Source organism: Microbacterium sp. ZW T5_45 (assembly GCF_044987415.1).
GTDB lineage: Bacteria > Actinomycetota > Actinomycetes > Actinomycetales > Microbacteriaceae > Microbacterium.
In genome coordinates, this window is the sequence record NZ_JBJDRJ010000007.1 from 72,463 (window position 1) to 89,274 (window position 16,812).

At 67.3% G+C, this 16,812-nt stretch carries 27 protein-coding genes and 1 other RNA gene; 6 read left to right on the plus strand and 22 right to left on the minus strand.

Annotated elements, in window-relative coordinates; translation table 11 throughout:
• Positions 1–4: 4 nt before the first annotated feature.
• A complete protein-coding gene (locus ACI3KS_RS05250) occupies positions 5–310 on the minus strand; it encodes a hypothetical protein (protein ID WP_404915936.1) in 306 nt (101 codons plus the stop codon).
• Between ACI3KS_RS05250 and ACI3KS_RS05255 the strand changes: the two genes are divergently transcribed.
• Complete coding sequence (locus ACI3KS_RS05255) at positions 299–490, plus strand: hypothetical protein (RefSeq protein WP_404915938.1); 192 nt, start codon at positions 299–301, stop codon at positions 488–490. The two genes, ACI3KS_RS05250 and ACI3KS_RS05255, sit on opposite strands and share 12 nt — an antisense overlap.
• A gap of 5 nt (positions 491–495) precedes the next feature.
• Here the strand turns inward: ACI3KS_RS05255 and ACI3KS_RS05260 are convergent, their stop codons facing one another.
• The 17 genes from ACI3KS_RS05260 to ACI3KS_RS05340 form a co-directional block, all read right to left on the minus strand.
• Positions 496–1,158 (minus strand): hypothetical protein, encoded by a 663-nt coding sequence (locus tag ACI3KS_RS05260; RefSeq protein ID WP_404915940.1) that lies wholly within the window; start codon positions 1,156–1,158, stop codon positions 496–498.
• On the minus strand, positions 1,155–1,517 hold the full coding sequence (locus tag ACI3KS_RS05265; RefSeq protein WP_404915942.1) for a hypothetical protein: 363 nt from the start codon (positions 1,515–1,517) through the stop codon (positions 1,155–1,157). Before ACI3KS_RS05265 ends, ACI3KS_RS05260 begins: the two co-directional genes overlap by 4 nt.
• 16 nt (positions 1,518–1,533) lie before the next feature.
• Positions 1,534–2,787 carry a DnaB-like helicase N-terminal domain-containing protein gene (locus tag ACI3KS_RS05270; RefSeq protein ID WP_404915944.1) on the minus strand — a complete coding sequence of 418 codons (1,254 nt, stop codon included), beginning with the start codon at positions 2,785–2,787 and terminating at the stop codon, positions 1,534–1,536.
• Positions 2,784–3,104: a hypothetical protein gene (locus tag ACI3KS_RS05275; protein ID WP_404915946.1), complete on the minus strand. Its 321-nt coding sequence runs from the start codon at positions 3,102–3,104 to the stop codon at positions 2,784–2,786. The genes ACI3KS_RS05270 and ACI3KS_RS05275 overlap by 4 nt, the downstream gene beginning before the upstream one ends.
• Positions 3,101–3,928: a helix-turn-helix domain-containing protein gene (locus ACI3KS_RS05280; protein ID WP_404915948.1), complete on the minus strand. Its 828-nt coding sequence runs from the start codon at positions 3,926–3,928 to the stop codon at positions 3,101–3,103. The genes ACI3KS_RS05275 and ACI3KS_RS05280 overlap by 4 nt, the downstream gene beginning before the upstream one ends.
• Positions 3,925–4,347 carry an HNH endonuclease gene (locus tag ACI3KS_RS05285; protein WP_404915950.1) on the minus strand — a complete coding sequence of 141 codons (423 nt, stop codon included), beginning with the start codon at positions 4,345–4,347 and terminating at the stop codon, positions 3,925–3,927. The genes ACI3KS_RS05280 and ACI3KS_RS05285 overlap by 4 nt, the downstream gene beginning before the upstream one ends.
• A gap of 220 nt (positions 4,348–4,567) precedes the next feature.
• Positions 4,568–5,047, minus strand: coding sequence for a hypothetical protein (locus tag ACI3KS_RS05290; protein ID WP_404915952.1), 480 nt, complete (start codon positions 5,045–5,047; stop codon positions 4,568–4,570).
• Positions 5,044–5,334, minus strand: coding sequence for a hypothetical protein (locus ACI3KS_RS05295; protein ID WP_404915954.1), 291 nt, complete (start codon positions 5,332–5,334; stop codon positions 5,044–5,046). Before ACI3KS_RS05295 ends, ACI3KS_RS05290 begins: the two co-directional genes overlap by 4 nt.
• Positions 5,331–6,239: a phage recombination protein Bet gene (gene bet / locus ACI3KS_RS05300; protein WP_404915956.1), complete on the minus strand. Its 909-nt coding sequence runs from the start codon at positions 6,237–6,239 to the stop codon at positions 5,331–5,333. The genes ACI3KS_RS05295 and bet overlap by 4 nt, the downstream gene beginning before the upstream one ends.
• On the minus strand, positions 6,236–7,111 hold the full coding sequence (locus ACI3KS_RS05305) for a PD-(D/E)XK nuclease-like domain-containing protein (RefSeq protein WP_404915958.1): 876 nt from the start codon (positions 7,109–7,111) through the stop codon (positions 6,236–6,238). The genes bet and ACI3KS_RS05305 overlap by 4 nt, the downstream gene beginning before the upstream one ends.
• A complete protein-coding gene (locus tag ACI3KS_RS05310; protein ID WP_404915960.1) occupies positions 7,108–7,416 on the minus strand; it encodes a hypothetical protein in 309 nt (102 codons plus the stop codon). Before ACI3KS_RS05310 ends, ACI3KS_RS05305 begins: the two co-directional genes overlap by 4 nt.
• 24 nt (positions 7,417–7,440) lie before the next feature.
• On the minus strand, positions 7,441–8,025 hold the full coding sequence (locus ACI3KS_RS05315) for a hypothetical protein (RefSeq protein ID WP_404915962.1): 585 nt from the start codon (positions 8,023–8,025) through the stop codon (positions 7,441–7,443).
• The gene (locus tag ACI3KS_RS05320) at positions 8,022–8,189 is read right to left on the minus strand and encodes a hypothetical protein (RefSeq protein ID WP_404915965.1); all 168 of its coding nucleotides are present in this window, start codon (positions 8,187–8,189) and stop codon (positions 8,022–8,024) included. The genes ACI3KS_RS05315 and ACI3KS_RS05320 overlap by 4 nt, the downstream gene beginning before the upstream one ends.
• Positions 8,186–8,671, minus strand: a complete 486-nt coding sequence (locus ACI3KS_RS05325) for a hypothetical protein (RefSeq protein ID WP_404915967.1) — start codon at positions 8,669–8,671, stop codon at positions 8,186–8,188. Before ACI3KS_RS05325 ends, ACI3KS_RS05320 begins: the two co-directional genes overlap by 4 nt.
• 97 nt (positions 8,672–8,768) lie before the next feature.
• Positions 8,769–8,918, minus strand: coding sequence for a hypothetical protein (locus tag ACI3KS_RS05330; RefSeq protein ID WP_404915969.1), 150 nt, complete (start codon positions 8,916–8,918; stop codon positions 8,769–8,771).
• 116 nt (positions 8,919–9,034) lie between these two features.
• The gene (locus ACI3KS_RS05335) at positions 9,035–9,274 is read right to left on the minus strand and encodes a helix-turn-helix transcriptional regulator (RefSeq protein WP_404915971.1); all 240 of its coding nucleotides are present in this window, start codon (positions 9,272–9,274) and stop codon (positions 9,035–9,037) included.
• Positions 9,271–9,522, minus strand: a complete 252-nt coding sequence (locus ACI3KS_RS05340; protein WP_404915973.1) for a helix-turn-helix domain-containing protein — start codon at positions 9,520–9,522, stop codon at positions 9,271–9,273. Before ACI3KS_RS05340 ends, ACI3KS_RS05335 begins: the two co-directional genes overlap by 4 nt.
• Positions 9,523–9,610: 88 nt before the next feature.
• On the opposite strand from ACI3KS_RS05340, the gene ACI3KS_RS05345 reads away from it, so the two are divergent.
• Genes ACI3KS_RS05345 through ACI3KS_RS05355 form a run of 3 tightly spaced genes read left to right on the plus strand, consistent with a single transcriptional unit; the run spans position 9,611 to position 11,699 of the window.
• Positions 9,611–10,063, plus strand: a complete 453-nt coding sequence (locus tag ACI3KS_RS05345; RefSeq protein ID WP_404915975.1) for a hypothetical protein — start codon at positions 9,611–9,613, stop codon at positions 10,061–10,063.
• Positions 10,063–10,524: an ImmA/IrrE family metallo-endopeptidase gene (locus ACI3KS_RS05350; protein ID WP_404915977.1), complete on the plus strand. Its 462-nt coding sequence runs from the start codon at positions 10,063–10,065 to the stop codon at positions 10,522–10,524. The genes ACI3KS_RS05345 and ACI3KS_RS05350 overlap by 1 nt, the downstream gene beginning before the upstream one ends.
• The gene (locus ACI3KS_RS05355; protein ID WP_404915979.1) at positions 10,524–11,699 is read left to right on the plus strand and encodes a tyrosine-type recombinase/integrase; all 1,176 of its coding nucleotides are present in this window, start codon (positions 10,524–10,526) and stop codon (positions 11,697–11,699) included. Before ACI3KS_RS05350 ends, ACI3KS_RS05355 begins: the two co-directional genes overlap by 1 nt.
• A gap of 121 nt (positions 11,700–11,820) precedes the next feature.
• Here the strand turns inward: ACI3KS_RS05355 and ssrA are convergent.
• Positions 11,821–12,190: a transfer-messenger RNA gene (ssrA, locus tag ACI3KS_RS05360) on the minus strand.
• 131 nt (positions 12,191–12,321) lie between these two features.
• On the opposite strand from ssrA, the gene ACI3KS_RS05365 reads away from it, so the two are divergent.
• Positions 12,322–12,987 carry an SIMPL domain-containing protein gene (locus ACI3KS_RS05365; protein ID WP_404915981.1) on the plus strand — a complete coding sequence of 222 codons (666 nt, stop codon included), beginning with the start codon at positions 12,322–12,324 and terminating at the stop codon, positions 12,985–12,987.
• A 54-nt stretch (positions 12,988–13,041) separates the two neighbouring features.
• On the opposite strand, the gene hflX is transcribed toward ACI3KS_RS05365, so the two are convergent.
• Positions 13,042–14,376 (minus strand): GTPase HflX, encoded by a 1,335-nt coding sequence (gene hflX / locus ACI3KS_RS05370; RefSeq protein WP_404916097.1) that lies wholly within the window; start codon positions 14,374–14,376, stop codon positions 13,042–13,044.
• Positions 14,377–14,620: 244 nt separating this feature from the next.
• Here hflX and ACI3KS_RS05375 point away from each other — a divergent pair, with 244 nt between their 5' ends.
• Positions 14,621–15,262: a class I SAM-dependent methyltransferase gene (locus tag ACI3KS_RS05375; protein WP_404915983.1), complete on the plus strand. Its 642-nt coding sequence runs from the start codon at positions 14,621–14,623 to the stop codon at positions 15,260–15,262.
• Between the two features lie 6 nt (positions 15,263–15,268).
• Here ACI3KS_RS05375 and ACI3KS_RS05380 read toward each other — a convergent pair whose 3' ends face one another.
• Together ACI3KS_RS05380 and dapF are read right to left on the minus strand one after the other, a co-directional pair.
• A complete protein-coding gene (locus ACI3KS_RS05380) occupies positions 15,269–15,928 on the minus strand; it encodes an HAD family hydrolase (protein ID WP_404915985.1) in 660 nt (219 codons plus the stop codon).
• Positions 15,928–16,800 carry a diaminopimelate epimerase gene (dapF, locus tag ACI3KS_RS05385; protein ID WP_404915987.1) on the minus strand — a complete coding sequence of 291 codons (873 nt, stop codon included), beginning with the start codon at positions 16,798–16,800 and terminating at the stop codon, positions 15,928–15,930. The genes ACI3KS_RS05380 and dapF overlap by 1 nt, the downstream gene beginning before the upstream one ends.
• Between the last annotated feature and the right edge of the window lie 12 nt (positions 16,801–16,812).

The window sequence follows — 16,812 nt, forward strand, 5'->3', positions numbered from 1 at the left end:
GCGCTCATGCGGCGGCCGTCGATTCGCGGTCCTTGAATCCGGCCTTCATGCGGGAAGCATCCGCGCGCCACGAGCCGTCGCCGTGGGTGCCGTCGAAGATGAGCGGCAGCCCCTCGGCGGTCAGCGACCTCGGGTCGGCGCAGACACCACCTCGACGGTGCTGGTCGAACAGGGTCACGCCCTCGAAGGTCTGGTGGCATCCGGAGCAATGCCCCGTGCGGTTGCCGCGCTGCTTCCACGACTTCCCGCACGCGGCGTGCACGGTGAGCGCCGGGCCTGCGCCGGTAGAGTTCGGTCCATGACCGAGCACCACTGGATCGTCCGCGTTCACGGCCGCGACCACCACGTCTCCGACGCCGAGTACCGAGACATCCGCGCTGGCATCGACAGGCTGCGCGCTCCCATGCAGCTCGTCTGGGAGCTCTCCGGCGAGGACGTGCGCTTCCCCGTCGGTGGGCAGGGCATCGAGTTCCTCCGCGTTGACGCCTGACGCGCTCACAGCAGACCCGCCTCTCGGAGCTTCGCCTCAGCGAGCGTGACGCGCTGGAACGTAGCTGCGTCACCCCCGTGGTCTGGGTGCGTGCGCCGCTGAGCACCACGCAATACTCGTGCGACGGAGGAACTGCGCTCACGCGGGATGTGCCCGCCCCTCCACTGGTCACCGACCAGCGTTTCCAGGAAGTCCAGCGCGGCATCCGCCGTCGCGAACCCCGCCGGCGCCGCGGTCGCTTCGATCGCGAGGAACCCGCGGTACTGCTCGCCCCGCTTCGTCACCCCGTACCGGTCGACCTTGCGGAGCGCCTCGAGGGCGAGGGCGATCGCACGGAGGTTGTCCTGCCACGTCGTGAACGTGTCGCACGGGTAGGACAGGTGCCCATGCTTCGACTCGAGCGAGAAGATCACGCCCGGATGCTCAGCGACCGCATGCGCCCGTGGCTTCCCGTCGAGCCTCCACAGGTCACCGGCGGGGATCGCGATCAGCAGCTCGGCCGACATCCTCTGTGAGCGGGTGTCGCACAGGTGCCAGATCTCTCGGTCGAGAAGGTCGAGCGTGTCCGACAGTCCGGCCTTGAACAGCGACCGACTGCGGTTGCGGGTGAGCTCGCCGGGCCACTGCCGGATCGGCGCGACCGTCATCGTGTCAGGCCAGGCGCTCATGCTGCACGCCCCTCAGCCGTCGATGCGGCGTGGCACGGGCACTCGCACGGCACCTCAGTGTCGAGCTCGTCGCTCCACGCCATGTCCTGCCACGAAACCGGGTGCTTCCCTGCGGCGCAGTCCGGCGACATGCGCCCGATCAGGTCGACCGCGACCGGCTCGACGTCGCGCACGGCCTGCGCAGCCGCGAGCAGCGCCTCCCCGGCCGCTTCGACGAGCTCCGCGGCGAGCAGGATCGCCTGCTCCGGCGACATCTCGGTGCGCTTCTTCTTCCGCATGCGGAGCACGACCGTGGACTCGTCCGTCCAGTCCGCCGCCGCGACGAAGCGCGTGATGCTGATGTTCTCTTCGATAGCCATATCCCCAGTCCTTCTCTCAGTAGCTCGGTTCCCACGGCCACTGCTGCCCGTGGATCAGTCGTCTCGGCCATTCGCGTCGGTCGCGGTCGCCGCGCCAGCGGACCATGCTGAAAGTCCCGACCCGGCCCTCCTGGACCTTGTCGCGGCGCAGCCCTAGGCCGAACTCCGGCCAGCCCAGGAGCGTCGAGGATCCGCGGGGGCGGAGGCCGCGTTCCCCCGCGCTGTCGCGCTCGAGGCCCGCGTGGACCTCGATGAGCATCGCGAGGTCCCGCTCCCGGATGGAGTCGAGGGCGTTCAGCACCGGCTTCGCGTCCTCCTCCTTGTTCAGCGACCCGGACGTCATCCGGTACAGCGGGCCGAGAAGCAGCACGTCCGGGCGGGCCTCGTCGATCCACCGGTGAATCTGCGCGAGGTCATGCGGCTTCGTGATGTCCATCACCGGCACGCAGTGCACGGCGAGGAAGCTCCGCGGATCCCGGGCCCCGAACATCTGCGAGCGCTCCGTCAGCGACCGTGCGGCACGCCGCCACTGCCGTTCGCTGTTCTCCGCATCGATGACGAGCACGTTCACCGGCTCGATCGGGGTGAACTGGAACGGGTGGATGCCGGCGGCAGACAGGATCGCGATCTGCCGGAGGAACGTCGACTTCCCGACGCCCTCCGCGGCGGACAGCATGAGCCGGTCCTGCCGCTCGAGCAGACCAGGGATGACCCAGTCGTAGGCGTCCTCGTCCTCGGGGACGTCGAGCACCTCGCGCAGCCACCGGACGGACTTCGCACCGGTCGCGGCCTGGTCCTGGAGCTTGCGGAGGTCCTCGACGGCGCGAGCGATCGCGACGCCCGGTTCGACGGCATCCTGCTGCAGCCGCTTCCCGACGTCGATGACACCACGGCCGATCGCCGCGTCGGCGACGATCCCCGCGTAGTAGCCCGCGTTCGCCGCCGTCGGGACGATCGAGGTCAGCGCGTGGAGGTAGTCCACGCCGCCGGCCTGGTGCAACAGCCCGGTGCGCAGCAGCTCGTCCGTGACCGAGACGACGTCGACGGGAGCGTCGGTGCCCGAGAGCGTCCGGATCGCGGCGAAGATGACCTCGTGCTTCGGGAGGTTGAAGCTCGCGGCGTCCACGAGCTCCAGGCACTCCTTCAGCGCCTTCGCGGACAGCATCATCCCGCCGAGCACCGACTGCTCCGCGAACACGGCCTGGTCGATCACGGGCACGGACTCGCCGTACGGATCCTCGGGAGGCTGCTCGTCGATGTAGTCGCTCATGCGGACAGCTCCTTCCGGGATGCGCTGATGCGCTGGAACGCGGCGAGCGCCGGACCGTCGGTCTCGATGTCGTTGCCGAACTCGTCCTGGCGTGAGCCGAGACCGGCGAGCAGGATCCGCTCGACGCCGGCGCGGACGTGCGCGGGCTTCAGGTACTCGGTGGAGTCGCGGAAGTGAAGCCGGGCGGCTTCGAGCGACATCGTGAAGTCGAGGTCACCGACGAGCACGTGCCAGGCGATGATCGTCTCTTCCTCGACACGGCGGTTGTCGATGAGCTGGATGTTGGCGAGCAATGTCGCTGTCTCGTCGATGGTCATCGCGTCACCCCTGCCTCAGCGAGACGGCGCCCCATCTCCATGACGGAGTTCGCGCGTGCCGTCGGCGACTGCGCCTGGTGGCGGGACGCGTCACGTTTCGCCTGGAGCACGAGCGTGGAGAACTTCTCCCGCAGCGTCGGCATCGATCGGATGTTCGCCGCCCAGAACTCGTGCGAAGTTGACCATCGGATCATCCACTCGATCTGCTCAACCGAGTACCCGTCGAGGCGAATCAGCCGCTCGCACGCGGCCCGCCAGGTTTGACCGACCTTCCCGACCTTGTGCCCGTTCGCCACAACGAGCTCGGCGAGCAGAGCGCACAGCTCGTCGACCTTCGACTCGGCGCGCGCCGGGAGGGCGTCGCGTGCGACGTCCGATGTCTCTTCTTCTACGGGTTCTTCTTCTATAGAGAGGAGTGATTGCACGCCTGTGCCGGTTGGTCGGTCGTCAGGTGCCGGTTGGTCACCGGACCTACCGGCACCGGATGCCGGTTCGTCAGCCTCCGCGAACTCCGTGTCCGCGAGCGGCCCGTGCGGGAGCAGACGGTACCCATCCGTCAGAGCACCATGTCGCCCGGCGCCGGATCCTCGTCGCCTGCGGCGAATCACCTCGATCACGCCGCGGTCGATCAGCTTCTGCAGCGTGTCGCGGACCTTCCGCTCCGAGCACCGCGCCTCACGTGCAAGCGTCGCCTGCGAGGGGCGGATGCCGCCCGGGCCCGTGTGCGAGGCGAGAGCCGTGTAGACGGCGATCTCGTACCCGTCGATCGACTCGTCCCGAATCATCCAGTTCGGCACGGCCGCGAATCCCTCTGGCCTGCTCAATGTCCTGCTCCGTTCTTCACTCGTACGGCCAGTCCGCTGCTCGTCATGAGCCAGCAGCTGCCGTCCTGTCTTGTCACTCGCACGTCGGCGGGGATCGCGATCCCGATCGCCGAGACGAGGTACCCCTGTTCGCGGGCCTTCGCCCTGTTGCTCTCCACCCAGCCGTGGCATCCGGTCGTCCCGGTGCCGCAGAGGATGAGGCAGTTGCTGATGTCGCCGACCGCCGGGTCCGACGTGCCACCGTTGGCGCGGGGCTTCCTGTGATGCGCAGACCACCCGATGCCGCGGTCCTCGAACCGGAGCGGGCGCCGGCAGCGGAAGCACCGTCCCCGCTCCCGATCGAAGAACGCGACCCGGACCACCACCGCGGTGAAGTCCCCGACGCCCATCAGAGACGCGCCGTCCGGTACCAGTCCCACGACAGATTCCCGACGTGCTTGCACCCGGGGCACTCGACGATGCGGCCGAGCCGCTGAGCGACGATGGTTTCCCAGCGTGCGAAGCACTCGAGACACTTCGTGGTGCTCATCCCGCAGCAGATCGCCGTCAGCCCCCATGCAGCGGGGCCGCCGCACTCGGCACACGGGACGTCGAAGTCCAGCGCTTCAAGAACGACCCGGTCCTCGTCGACTTGCGGTCTCACTGCCCACTCCCGTTCCGGTAGGTGAGCTCGACTTGCTTACCGATCGACTGCAGGCGAGTGGTGAAGTCCGACAGGAGGTTGCCCACACGGCGGGCCTTCTCGAACACCACGACCGCACGGTCGTACGCCTCACGCTCAGCGACCGTCGCGAGCCGCACCCGAGACGGCTGCTCCCGCACTGGATACCCCGCCATGGCGAGCACCGCGGTGGCTTTCGCGTCCCCGAACTCGCCCGACGCCTTCCGTTTGATCTCCTCCGCCGTCGCGATGATCGCGACCATCCGCGCCGCCCACCGGGACGCATCATCAAGGTCACGGATCACCGAGTCCGGCGTCCGGATCATCGAACCGTCGAGCGGGTGCGCGATCAGCCGCGCTTCCTCGGTGAACGCTTCGAGCGTCTCGACGTCGATGAGCGTCCCGTCATCCCAGACGAGGACGTCGCCCTGACGGACGATCTGCCGCTGCCCGCTCATCCGAACACCCCGACCTCGACGACGTCGATCTGCTCACCGATCACGGCCTCGTGGACGATCTCCGCGCCACCGTCCGTCCGGGTGATGACGTGCAGCGCCTTCGCGGACCGGCTGCCGACGACCTTCAGCACGACGACGAGCTGCCCGCCGAGACGGACCCGGTCACCGGGCATGACGTCGCGGACGTCGATCCGCCCGGGGACGGGGCCGAGCGCAGCGCCCGGCACCCGCCGCCAGTCGATCCCGAGGATCGCGCCGTACTGATTCCGCACGAGAGGGACGCTCATGCCTGCTCACCAGCCTCTGCCGCGATATCGGCCTCGCAGTTGGTGCAGATGCCGCCGTCCTCGGCGACGCACTCGACGCCGCAGTTTGAGCACGTAAAGCCCAGATCCTGACTCGCCTGGACCTCCGGCTCGGCGGCGACGGCATCCGTCGGCTCATCCTCGACGACCTCCGCCTCTTCGACGACCTCGGCCGCGTGATGCACGGCGGCCCGCGCCCGGTCGGCGAGCGTCGGGATGCCGCGGCGGCGACGAGGTGCCGCATCGTCCTGCGCATCGCCGTCGGCGGACTCCAGCACCTGCGTGTCCATCTCGTCATCCGTGTAGATGCCAGAGAGGTCCTGCGGGAATGCCTTGCGGAGCGCCAGCGCCTCAGCGCACTTCGCGAGCTGCCCCGGCCCCCGGTCCTTCCACATGGCCGTGAGCTCACCGTTGCGCTTCGTCTGCGCGTACTCGTCCCACGTCGCGATGCCGACCATCGGGCGGTCCCAGTCGTGGCGGTACACCTTCACGCGCGCAGCGAGCGGGTGCTCCCCATGCAGGGCCTTCACGAACGCTGGCACCCACTCACCCGCCGGGGTCAGCCACTCGGCCTCGTCCTGGCCGGCGTACTGCTTCGACCGTTCCGCGATCACACGGAAACCGTCGATCGCCGTCTGCACCGACCACTCAAGGCCGTCCGACCCGAACCGGCCGATGCAGTAGATCTGGCGTGCAAGCGGGTCCAGGCCCGTCCGCTCGCAGATGTGCATGAACTTCGCGATCACGGGCCGCGGCGCGAGAACCTTCGCGCCCTTGTGCTCCCCGTACTGGTGGATGAACACCAGCCCGGCCGCCTCGACGACCGCCTTCTCTTCGTCGGTCCAGTCGCTCGCCGCCGTCGACGTCGGCATCAGTGCTGTGCTCACAGCAGGTCCTCCTCGAGCGCGTTCATCTGCCGCTCGTACCAAGCCGGCACGGGCAGGTCACGGATCTCTCCGCCGTCTTCGTCATCGCCGGGCCAGACGCCCTGCTCGGTGCACCACGCGAACAGATCGATCGCGGCGCGCATCTTCGCTTCCCCGCCGAGCTGCCACACGGGATTCGCGAGCTTCACGACGCGCACCTCGTACGGGGCGTCCTTCTCGACGAAGATCAGGTGCATCGGCGATGCCTTCTCACCGGTCACGAGCTCGACGAGCCGCCGATACACGACTGCCGACAGGTCGTAGCCGAAGTCGACGACGCTCGTCGTGATCCTCCGGGTGCGCACGTCGGCCGCCGACTTCAGGTCGATGAGTGTCGTTCCCGCGAGCCGGTCGATCCGCCCACGCAGGGGCACGCCGCTCTCAGGGTCCTCGGCGAACAGCGAGACCTCTGTGAAGCCCGGCTGCTCCAGCAGCGTGCGCGCCTTCGCGTTCGTCAAGACGGCGTCCGACGCGCGAACCACCTCGGCGAACGTCGCGGGCTTCAGCGGCACCTTGCCCTCCGAACGGGCGTTCGCGACGAACTCCTTCGCGCCCTTCGTCGAGACGGCACCGTTGGAAGAGAGAAGCGAGAACGGGATCTCCACGATCGGGAGACCGACGCCGAGGACCCGGGCGTGCACCGCATGCCCCACATCGAACTCCGTGCGCGGCCGGTTCTCCGTCCTCGACAGACGGAAGTACTTCGGCGACCGCAGAAGCGCCTTCATCCCGGACGCCGAGAGCGCAGGATGCGCGTGATACTCGTCCTCCGGCATGGCCGTCTCGAACCGCCCCGAGATCACCTCGGGGCGGTCCAGCGAGATCGCGCTCACGCATCCACCTCGGGCAGATCGAGCTGGTCCACGCCCGTGCGCTCCTTGAGGGCCGCGTCCCGGAGCTTCACCGCGGCCGCGATCGACTTCTCGTCGTGCAGCGGCTCGATGCTGAACGCCTTCACGACGGGGTACGTCTCCCCCGCCAGCGCCTTCGACACGACCTCGTCGAGCGTGTACGTCACGATCGCGACGATCGGCTGCGCGTCCTGCGCGTGATCGATGAGCTGCTGCTCCAGGCCGTAGAACCCGTTCCGCTCCTCCGGAGGCACACCCCGCGCGAAACTCGTCGGCTTGATTTCCATCGTTCCCATTCCCGTCTCGGCCGCTCAGGCGACCGACTCCACAGGCCACGCGACGTTCGCGTGCGCCTTCTCCTGCTTCACCGAATAGGGCATCCGCAGCCCCACCCGGTGCGCGCCGGCAGCCGCGAGCGCGACCGCATCAGCGACGTTGTGATCGGGCACGTGCACGCCCGGGAGCATCTGGACCACGGCAGCCGTGACCATCCGCTTCCTCTGCGGACCCTTCGTGCCCCGAGGGATCGTCCCGACGCCCGACAGCGCTTGCCGCGAGATCGGCGACACGAGCGCCACCGGCCCCCGCGCCATGAGCTGATCGATGAGCATCCACCGCAGCCCCGCCCGTTCATCCGCCAGCGGCGTGTACTTCGCGCTCATCGCCGGGCCCTCGACGACCGACAGCGTCAGCCGCGGCGGGACGATAGCGAGGATCTCGCGGAGCATCACCCGGATCCGGCGGCGCAGCGTCTCGACCGTCTCGACCTCGGCGGCGACCGTCCGGCCGCGCCACGTCTCCCACACCGGGTCTGCGGCATCCGGGCCATCACCGAAGCGGACGAGCGCGCAGCCGGAGATCGTCAGCGACGAGTCCACGCCGAGCACGACGCTCACCAGGTCACCGCCACTCCGACGACGGCCACACCGACCGCGAGCACCATCAGCACCCCGACCACCGTCGCGACCGGGAACCGGGACGGCACCAACGGGGGAAGCTTCACCGGCGCCGTGACCGCCGGGATCGACTCCGCGGGCGCCGGAGCATCCGACACGCTCACGACGCGTCCTCGGGCCAGATGCGCCGTGCAGCCTGAATCCCAGCATCATCCTTGGAGATGTTCGTGAGCGTCTTCACCGACTGGAAGTAGTCGCCGTTGACGAACCATGGCTGAGCCGAGTTCGGGAACTTCAGCAGCCACACCTCGCCTTCCTTCGCGTCATGCCAGGGCTTCACCTCCGGGTGCGCATCGAAGTACGCCCACGCCGCTTTGAACAGGCCTCTCAGGTAACCCTGCGGCTCGAAACCATGGGCGTCTTCCCGCGATGCCGTGAGGTGGATCCCGCTCCGCTCATCGATGACACGCACCCGACCGTCAGCCGAGGGGTAGACCACGAAGTCGGGGCTATGCGGGTCACGCCACCGCCCCCGGCGTGCGTCCTCCCGAGCCTGGAAGTACTCCTCGGCATCCATCACCTCGACCGGGCCGAGGTATCCGTTCGTGTGGTTGAAGTGCAACGCACCCGCCGTGTCAACCTTCACCAGCCGGCCGCTCCGTGCACGCCATTCGGGCGCGCCAAATACTGCTGTCATTTCACCCATCCCTAGGTTTCGTGTGAGTCGAAAAGTTCAGGCCGCGTCAACGACGCCAGAAGGCCCGAGTGAAGGCGCCGATCGCCCAGAAGTAGGTGCCGGCGAAGATCGTCACGAGCAGCAACAGACCGTCACGCTCGCGGGTCGTCACCAACCACAGGACCAGCGACAGAAGAGTGAGGATCAGAGACGCCATGCCGATCACGACACGCGCCGACCCGATCCGGTCAGGTCGAGGCTGCTCCCCAGCAGAGCCCCGACCCGCCGATGCCCCATCCCCAGAGGGCGCCCCGGGGTTCCCATCCCCGGAAGTCATGACTGCTCCCGCGTCGTGTGCACGGATGCCTCGACCCAGGCACGAACGTCGGACTCTGCGTAGACGACGACCTTGCCGTTCTCGCCGGTCGGCTTGCGGTACTTCGGTCCGAGGCCGCGCTTGCGCAGCTCCTGAAGGTTCGCCACGGTGATCCCCGGCACGAGCTCGCAGACCTGGGCCGGCGAGAGGTACCGATGCTCGACAGCGGGACGCCGCAGCGCGGTGACGTTGCTCACGCCGGCACCGCCACAGCCTCCGTGCGCTCCACGACGACGACTTCCCCGAAGGCCAGATCGAACGCCTGAGCGATGCCGACGACGGTGCGGAGATTCGGCTCGTCACCAGCCTTGAGACGGGTGAGCGTCTGCCGAGAAACCCCGATGGTGCGTGCAAAAGCCTCGTCACTCCGGATGCCGGAGTTGTCCTTGAGCCGGTCGAGGAGCCCGGGACGGATCTTCACCGTCGTACCAGTTGTTTCGGTCATGCACCGATCGTTACATGGGTGCACCAACGTGTCAACATCGTGAAACGATTGGCTTGCAAGTGGAACAAATGTGGTGCACACTTGCACCATGACGACCCCCTATGAGTGGCTCAAGATGATCGGCGCCACGGAATCCCTGCGCGACATCGCGAGCAAGACCGGAGTCAGCCACGCCACGCTGAGCAGGCAGATCAACGACGGCGGTTTCCTGATCGACACGACCATCCGACTCGCGCGCGCGTACGGGGTCTCCCCCGTAGGTGCGCTCGTCGCCAACGGCCACCTCACCGCCGAAGAAGCAGGTGTCGATCACGTCGAGTCCGCGCTCGAGGCCGCGACCGATGCACAGCTCGTCGATCAGATCGCGAAGCGTCTCGGCGTGACGGACTTCGGCACGGTGTTCGATCTGCCTGTCACCGAGGCGGTGGCGAACGTCAGACCGCTGCGGAAGCGCAATGTCCCTGCCCCCGAGCAGACTCCACTCCGCGGGGTCGCGAAGAAGAAGTCTCGCGACCGTGGAGGGGACGACGGGCAGGGCTGATGAACGACACCAGGCTGAAGCGCATCTACGACATGATCGACGCGCTGGGGGTGAGGATCGAGTACTGCGAGCTGCCCGAGGACATCGACGGCGAGTACATCCACGATGAGAAGCTCATCCGGATCCAGTTCGATCTGTCGACGCGGGTCTACCGGAGCACGCTCGCGCACGAGTGCTGCCATGCAGTGTTCGGAGACGTGACGTCGATGTTCGGTCCGATGAACGCGAAGCAGGAACGTCGCGCCGACGAGTGGGCTGCGCTGCGGATGATCGGGCTCGACGACTACCGGGCACAGGAGACGCGGCACGACGGCAACGTCGAGGCCATGGCGATCGCGCTGAACGTGACCGCCGACATGGTCGAGGTGTTCCGCGGCCTCCTTCTCCGCACCCCGGATGCCGTCTACGTCGACCCGCGCATGGGCGCCGGCCAGTTCGCACACCGGATCGAGGTCGCCTGATGGCAGACATCGACGACTACATGACGAAAGCCGGGAAGCGGTACATGGTCCGCTACCGGAAACCGGACAAGTCGCAGACGAAGAAGCGAGGCTTCCGGACGAAGAAGGAAGCCGAGCTGTTCCTCGCGAAGATCACCACGGCGAAGGCCGAGGGTGACTACATCGACCCGGCGCGCGGCCGCACGACCGTGAGCGACATCTCGACAGCGTGGCTGCGAAAGAAGAGCGCGCTGAAGCCTTCGTCGTTCAAGTCGATCGATACGGCCTGGCGGGTGCACGTTGAGCCGAAGTGGGGTTCCAGATCGGTATCGACCATCGAGCCGACCGAGGTGGAGAACTGGATTCAGGACATGGTCGAGGGCGTGGCCGTGTCCGCGCGCGAGCGAGTGACGAAGAAGGCCGGCGCTCCCCTCTCGGCGACCGTGATCCTGCGAGCCATGGGAGTGCTCGGCGGCATCCTCGATGACGCGATGCGGGACAGACGGATCGGGAAGAACCCGGCACGACGCGTCACGAACCTCCCGCGAAAGGTCTCGAAGAAGGATCGCCGGTATCTCACGGACGCTGAGGTCGCGCGGCTCGCCGGTGCCGTGAAGGACCCGCAGCTCGCCGTGCTCGTTCTCGTGCTGGCGTACTGCGGCATCCGCTGGGGCGAAGCTATCGGCCTCCGCGTGAAGCACGTGAACTTCCTCCGTCATCGGCTCCACATTCGGGAGAACGCGGTTCAGGTAAACGCCGACATCCACGTCGGGGAGCCGAAGTCGTGGGAACGTCGCACGGTCCCATTCCCCGCGTTCCTCACGAAGGCGCTCGAGAAGCTCACGGAGGACAAGGGCCCGAACGATCTCGTGTTCGCGAGCGCGACTGGTTCGCACATCCTCCGTCCGCGCACGTCGGAGACATCCGGATCCTGGTTCGTCGCAGCGCAGCGCGCCGCGGACATCCCACTCCTCACGATTCACGACCTGCGCCACACGGCAGCCTCACTCGCGATCAGCGCCGGAGCGAACGTCAAGGTCGTGCAGAAGATGCTGGGGCACAAGTCCGCGGCCATGACACTGGACACGTACGCAGACCTGTTCGACGACGACCTCGACAGCGTCGCCGAGCTGATGAACACCCGCGGCAAGGACACCGCGACAGCGGCGCTCAAGTTGATCGGCATGTCCGCCTGATTCAGAGTGTGCCCAAAGTGTGCCCACGGTCCAGTTATCCACAGGCCCAGTGGGCATAGAAAAACCCCCGTGTTCCCATACAGGAGTAGGGAACACGGGGGTTGATCTTGCGACAGCGACCTGGTGGAGCTGGGGGGAATCGAACCCCCGTCCAACGCTGAGTCTCCACGCCTTCTCCGGGCGCAGTCTGTGAAGACGTTCTGCTCGGCTCCGACCTTTGTCACAGACACCTAAGTCGACGAGCCCAGCCTGGCAAGAGTCCCACGTGACGTCCAGACGCCGTCACGCAGCAAGATTCCTAGATGACGCCAGGATCCGTGTCGGAATCACACACGGCCTGACGGACTATCGGGCTCGCTTAGGCAGCGAGGGCGAAGTCGTTGCGCTTGGCTTCGGCAACTATTTTTTTGCAGAGAGCGTTAACGAGATAACTCTGCATCCTCGGCCCGCTTCTCGTGGATTCACAGGCGCTGTCGAAACCGATCAGCCCCGTGGTCCTTCTCTCGAAGGAGCCGCTGTCACAGTGTGGAATTACCAGATCGGATGCCGCAGCACCCGAGCATCTCAGACTACAACGGATCCGCACCGTCCGCCATTCCCGCCCCTCGCGTAGAGTCGCCACATGAGCGATGTCACCGTCACCGTCCGCGGCGAGCACGAGGCGCGCATCGCGCCGGAGCGCGCCACCATCCGCGTCAGCGTCCGCACCGATGGCCCCGACCGCACCGCAGTCGTCGAGCGCGCACTCGAGCTCGCCGATCCGCTTCGTTCCGGCCTGGTCGAGCGCAAAGCGGCGTCCACCCTCATCGAGTGGACCAGCAAGAACCTTTCGGTCCGAGCAGAACGCCCGTGGAGCAACGACGGCAGGCGGCTCGCTCCCGTGTACTACGCGAGCGTCGATTTCACGGCGACGTTCTCCTCAGCATCCGAACTGTCGCTCTGGGTCACCGACGTCTCCGCCTGGGAGGGCGTCGAGATCGGCTGGGTGAACTGGCACCTCACCCCGGAGACCAACGCGCGTGTCGAACGAGAGGTGGCCGCCGAGGCTGTGCGCGTCGCCGTCAACCGGGCGGAGGCCTACGCGACGGCTCTCGGTCGCAGCGCCGTCGTCCCCGTCGAGATCGCCGACGTCGGGCTCATCTCCGCCGGTGCACCCGCTCCCCCGACTCCGAGCATGAAATCGCGCGCGATGTCGTTCGACATGGTGCAGGAGTCGGGGTCTATGTCGTACGAGCCCGATGAGATCGTGATCGCTGCGACGGTCGAGGCGCGCTTCATCGCTTCGTGATGCCCGCGGCGCGGCCGCGCGAACGAGGCCGCACCGCGGGGTCACCCTGTGAAGTCACGCAGCCGAGTCGAAGTCCGCGAGCTCGGCCGCGAGCCGCTCCGACACACGCGCATGCACGGCGGTGCCCGCCTCACGGTGCTCGACCGAGAGCAGCATCCCCGTCTCGTGGATCGCCGCGACGAGATCGCCCCGGTCGTAAGGGATCACGACGTTCACCTCGACGGCAGGCTTCGGAAGCGCCTCTTCGACCGCAGCACGCAACTCGGCGATTCCCTCACCGGATCGCGACGAGACGAAATGCGCCGATGGGACAAGGCCGCGCAGAACGAGCCGTTCGCCGTCATCGATGAGATCGGCCTTGTTGAAGACCACGATCTCCGGCAGATCCCGCACGCCGACATCGCCCATCACGTCGCGCACGGTCTGCAGCTGTCCGGCCGGGTCCGGATGGGATCCGTCGACCACGTGGAGCACGACGTCGGCATCACCGACCTCTTCCAGCGTCGAACGGAACGCCTCGACCAGCTGATGCGGCAGATTGCGCACGAACCCGACGGTGTCGGTCAGCGTGAACACCCGACCATCGGACGTCTCGGTGCGTCGCACGGTGGCGTCGAGCGTTGCGAACAGGGCGTTCTCGACGAGTACGCCCGCGCTCGTGAGAGCGTTCAACAGACTCGACTTGCCGGCGTTCGTGTACCCGGCGATCGCGACGGAGGGGATCGTGTTGCGCTTGCGCTCGGCACGCTTCGCCTCACGCGCGGGACCGAAGTCGCGGATCTGCTTGCGCAGCAGCGCCATCTTCGTGCGGATACGGCGTCGGTCGAGCTCGATCTTCGTCTCACCCGGTCCGCGCGAACCCATACCTGCACCGCCGGCGCCGACCTGACCGCCGGCCTGACGGCTCATCGAGTCACCCCATCCGCGCAGTCGCGGGAGGAGGTACTCGAGCTGGGCGAGCTCGACCTGGGCCTTGCCCTCTCGACTCTTCGCGTGCTGGCTGAAGATGTCGAGGATCACTGTGGTCCGGTCGATGACCTTGACCTTGACGACGTCCTCAAGGGCACGCCGCTGGCTGGGAGCGAGCTCCGTATCGGCGATGACCGTGTCGGCGCCGGTCGCAGCGACGATGTCTTTGAGCTCCTGCGCCTTGCCTCGTCCGATGTACGTCGCCGCATCCGGGTGCGGTCGCCGCTGCAGCACGCCGTCGAGGACGACGGCACCCGCGGTCTCCGCGAGCGCTGCGAGCTCGCGGAGCGAGTTCTCGGCATCCTCCTGCGATCCCTGCGGATACACGCCGACGAGCACGACGTTCTCGAGCCTCAGCTGGCGGTACTCGACCTCGGTGACATCCTCGAGCTCGGTCGAGAGTCCGCCGACACGGCGCAGTGCGTGCCGGTCCTCGAGATCCCATTGATCGCCGTCCGCCCTGCTATGCGCTGCGGTGGATTCATCCTGCAGCGCCTGTGCCGCCCCGAATACGCGGACCTCGGTCCGGCGGTCCGCATTCGCGAGAACGCGGTCGACTGCGTCGTCGTCTGTGGGGGGTGTGGTGATTTCCGTCATCCGTTCCTTTGTCTCTGGTCGAGTCGGAGCCTTAACCTTAGCCCGCACTCTCCGGTACGCTCCCGGTATGGGGTCCGACCACTACTTCTCTGCGACCCCGGCAAGCCCCGAGAACCTGCGGACGATCAGAGTGTCGCTCGCGGGCCGCGATCTCGAGTTGACCACCGCAGGTGGCATCTTCAGCCCGGACCGTCTCGATGCCGGAACCGCAGTCCTCCTCGCCAACACGCCTCCGGTGCCACCGGGAGGCGACCTTCTCGACCTCGGCAGCGGATGGGGTCCCATCACGCTGTCGATGGCGCTGAGTTCGCCCCACGCGACCGTCTGGGCCGTGGATGTCAACGAGCGTGCTCTCGATCTCGTGCGCCGCAACGCGGCTTCCCTGGGTCTCACTAATGTCAACGCGGTTCTGCCCGACGATGTTCCCGATGGCGTCACGTTCCGCACGATCCGTTCGAATCCGCCCATCCGGGTCGGCAAGAACGAGCTGCACGGCCTCCTCGAGCGGTGGATCCCGCGCCTCGACGAGCGCAGTGACGCATGGCTGGTGGTGCAGCGCAACCTCGGTGCGGACTCGCTGCAGCGGTGGATCGGCTCGACCTTCCACCCGGGCTACAGCGTGCACCGCACCGCGACGGGCAAGGGATATCGGGTGTTGAAGGTGCGCAAGCACGGCAGCCCGCCGACCGAGCCCATCTCGCTCGCCTGAGAGCGATCAGTCCCGTGGGCTCAACATCCCTGCGAGCGAACGCATATCGGTGAACACGCTGGTCCCCTCGCCCTCCAGCCATTCCGACGGAGTGAGACCGCCCGCATAGCCGAAAGCCCGCATTCCGGCCGCACGGGCCGCGGCGATGCCGAATCGGCTGTCCTCGATCACGACACATCGTGACGGTTCGACGCCGAGACTCCGCGCAGCGTGCAGGAAGAGATCGGGAGCGGGCTTGCCCTCGGGTACATCGTCGGCGCTGAAGATCCGACCCTCGAAGCGTGTCAGCAGTCCGGTGAGGCCGAGATTGCGTCGGATCTTCGCATGGGAACCGCTGGATGCCACGCAGATCGGCAGCACGATCGCGTCGAGTGCCTCGATGATGCCGTCGACGGCCTGCAGCTCCCGGTCGAAGACCTCGGTGTACCAGGGCAGGTAGGGCTCTTCCCAGTCGTCGGCGAGGTGATGCCCCAGATGCGCCTCGACCTCGGCACGGAAGTGCGCGGACGAACGCCCGACGAACCGATGCAGGATCTCATCGTGCGTGAGGCTCCAGCCGAGTTCCGCGAGCACGCGACGATCGAGCTCGATCGAGAGGCGTTCACTGTCGACGAGAACACCGTCGCAGTCGAAGATCACGAGTTCGACGGCATCCTCATCGGACATCAGATCAGGTCGACCTCGCCGTGGAAGACCAGCGTGGCCGGACCCGAGAGCGCGACATGCTCGCCGTCCTCAGCGGGGAACATGCGCACGCCGAGCGTGCCGCCCGGCACCTCGACACGCCAGTTGTTGGGTGCCTTCTCCCCCGCCCAGTACCTCACCGCGAGGGCGGTTGCCGCGACACCCGTGCCGCAGCTGAGGGTCTCGCCGACACCACGCTCCGACACCCGCATGCTCACGTGTCCGACGCCGTCACGCACGAGCGGCTCGCCGGGGACGACGAACTCCACGTTCGCCCCGGCAGGAAGGGCCGGCTCCAGCCGCGGCGTACGGTGCAGATCCAGCGAGGACAGCTCACTCTCCGAGGCGAGCGCCACCACGACGTGCGGGTTCCCCACGTCGATGCCCAGGCCCGGACGCGTGACCTCGAGACCGTCCGCGGTGACCAGCGGATCGGCGCCGGTCAGCTTCCAGAGCCCGAGATCGACCTGGTACCCGGTCTCGCTGCGGGTCACGTCGCGCACGCCGGCGCGAGTACCGATCGGGAGGGTCGATCCCGGCTCGATCACAGCCAGACCGGAACGGACCAGATAGTGGGCGAAGACCCGGATGCCGTTGCCGCACATCTCGGCGATCGAGCCGTCCGCATTCCGATAGTCCATGAACCACTCGGCGTCGGGTTCCTCAGCGAGGGCGGCAGCACCGTCAGGGAGGGACGCCGAACGCACGACGCGCAGGATGCCGTCTCCGCCGATGCCGAAGTGGCGATCGCACAGCGCGGCGACCTGCTCGGCCGAGAGCTCGAGCTCTCCGTCGGGATCGGCGATGATGACGAAGTCGTTGCCGGTGCCGTGTCCCTTGGTGAATGCGACCATGCTCTCCAGTCT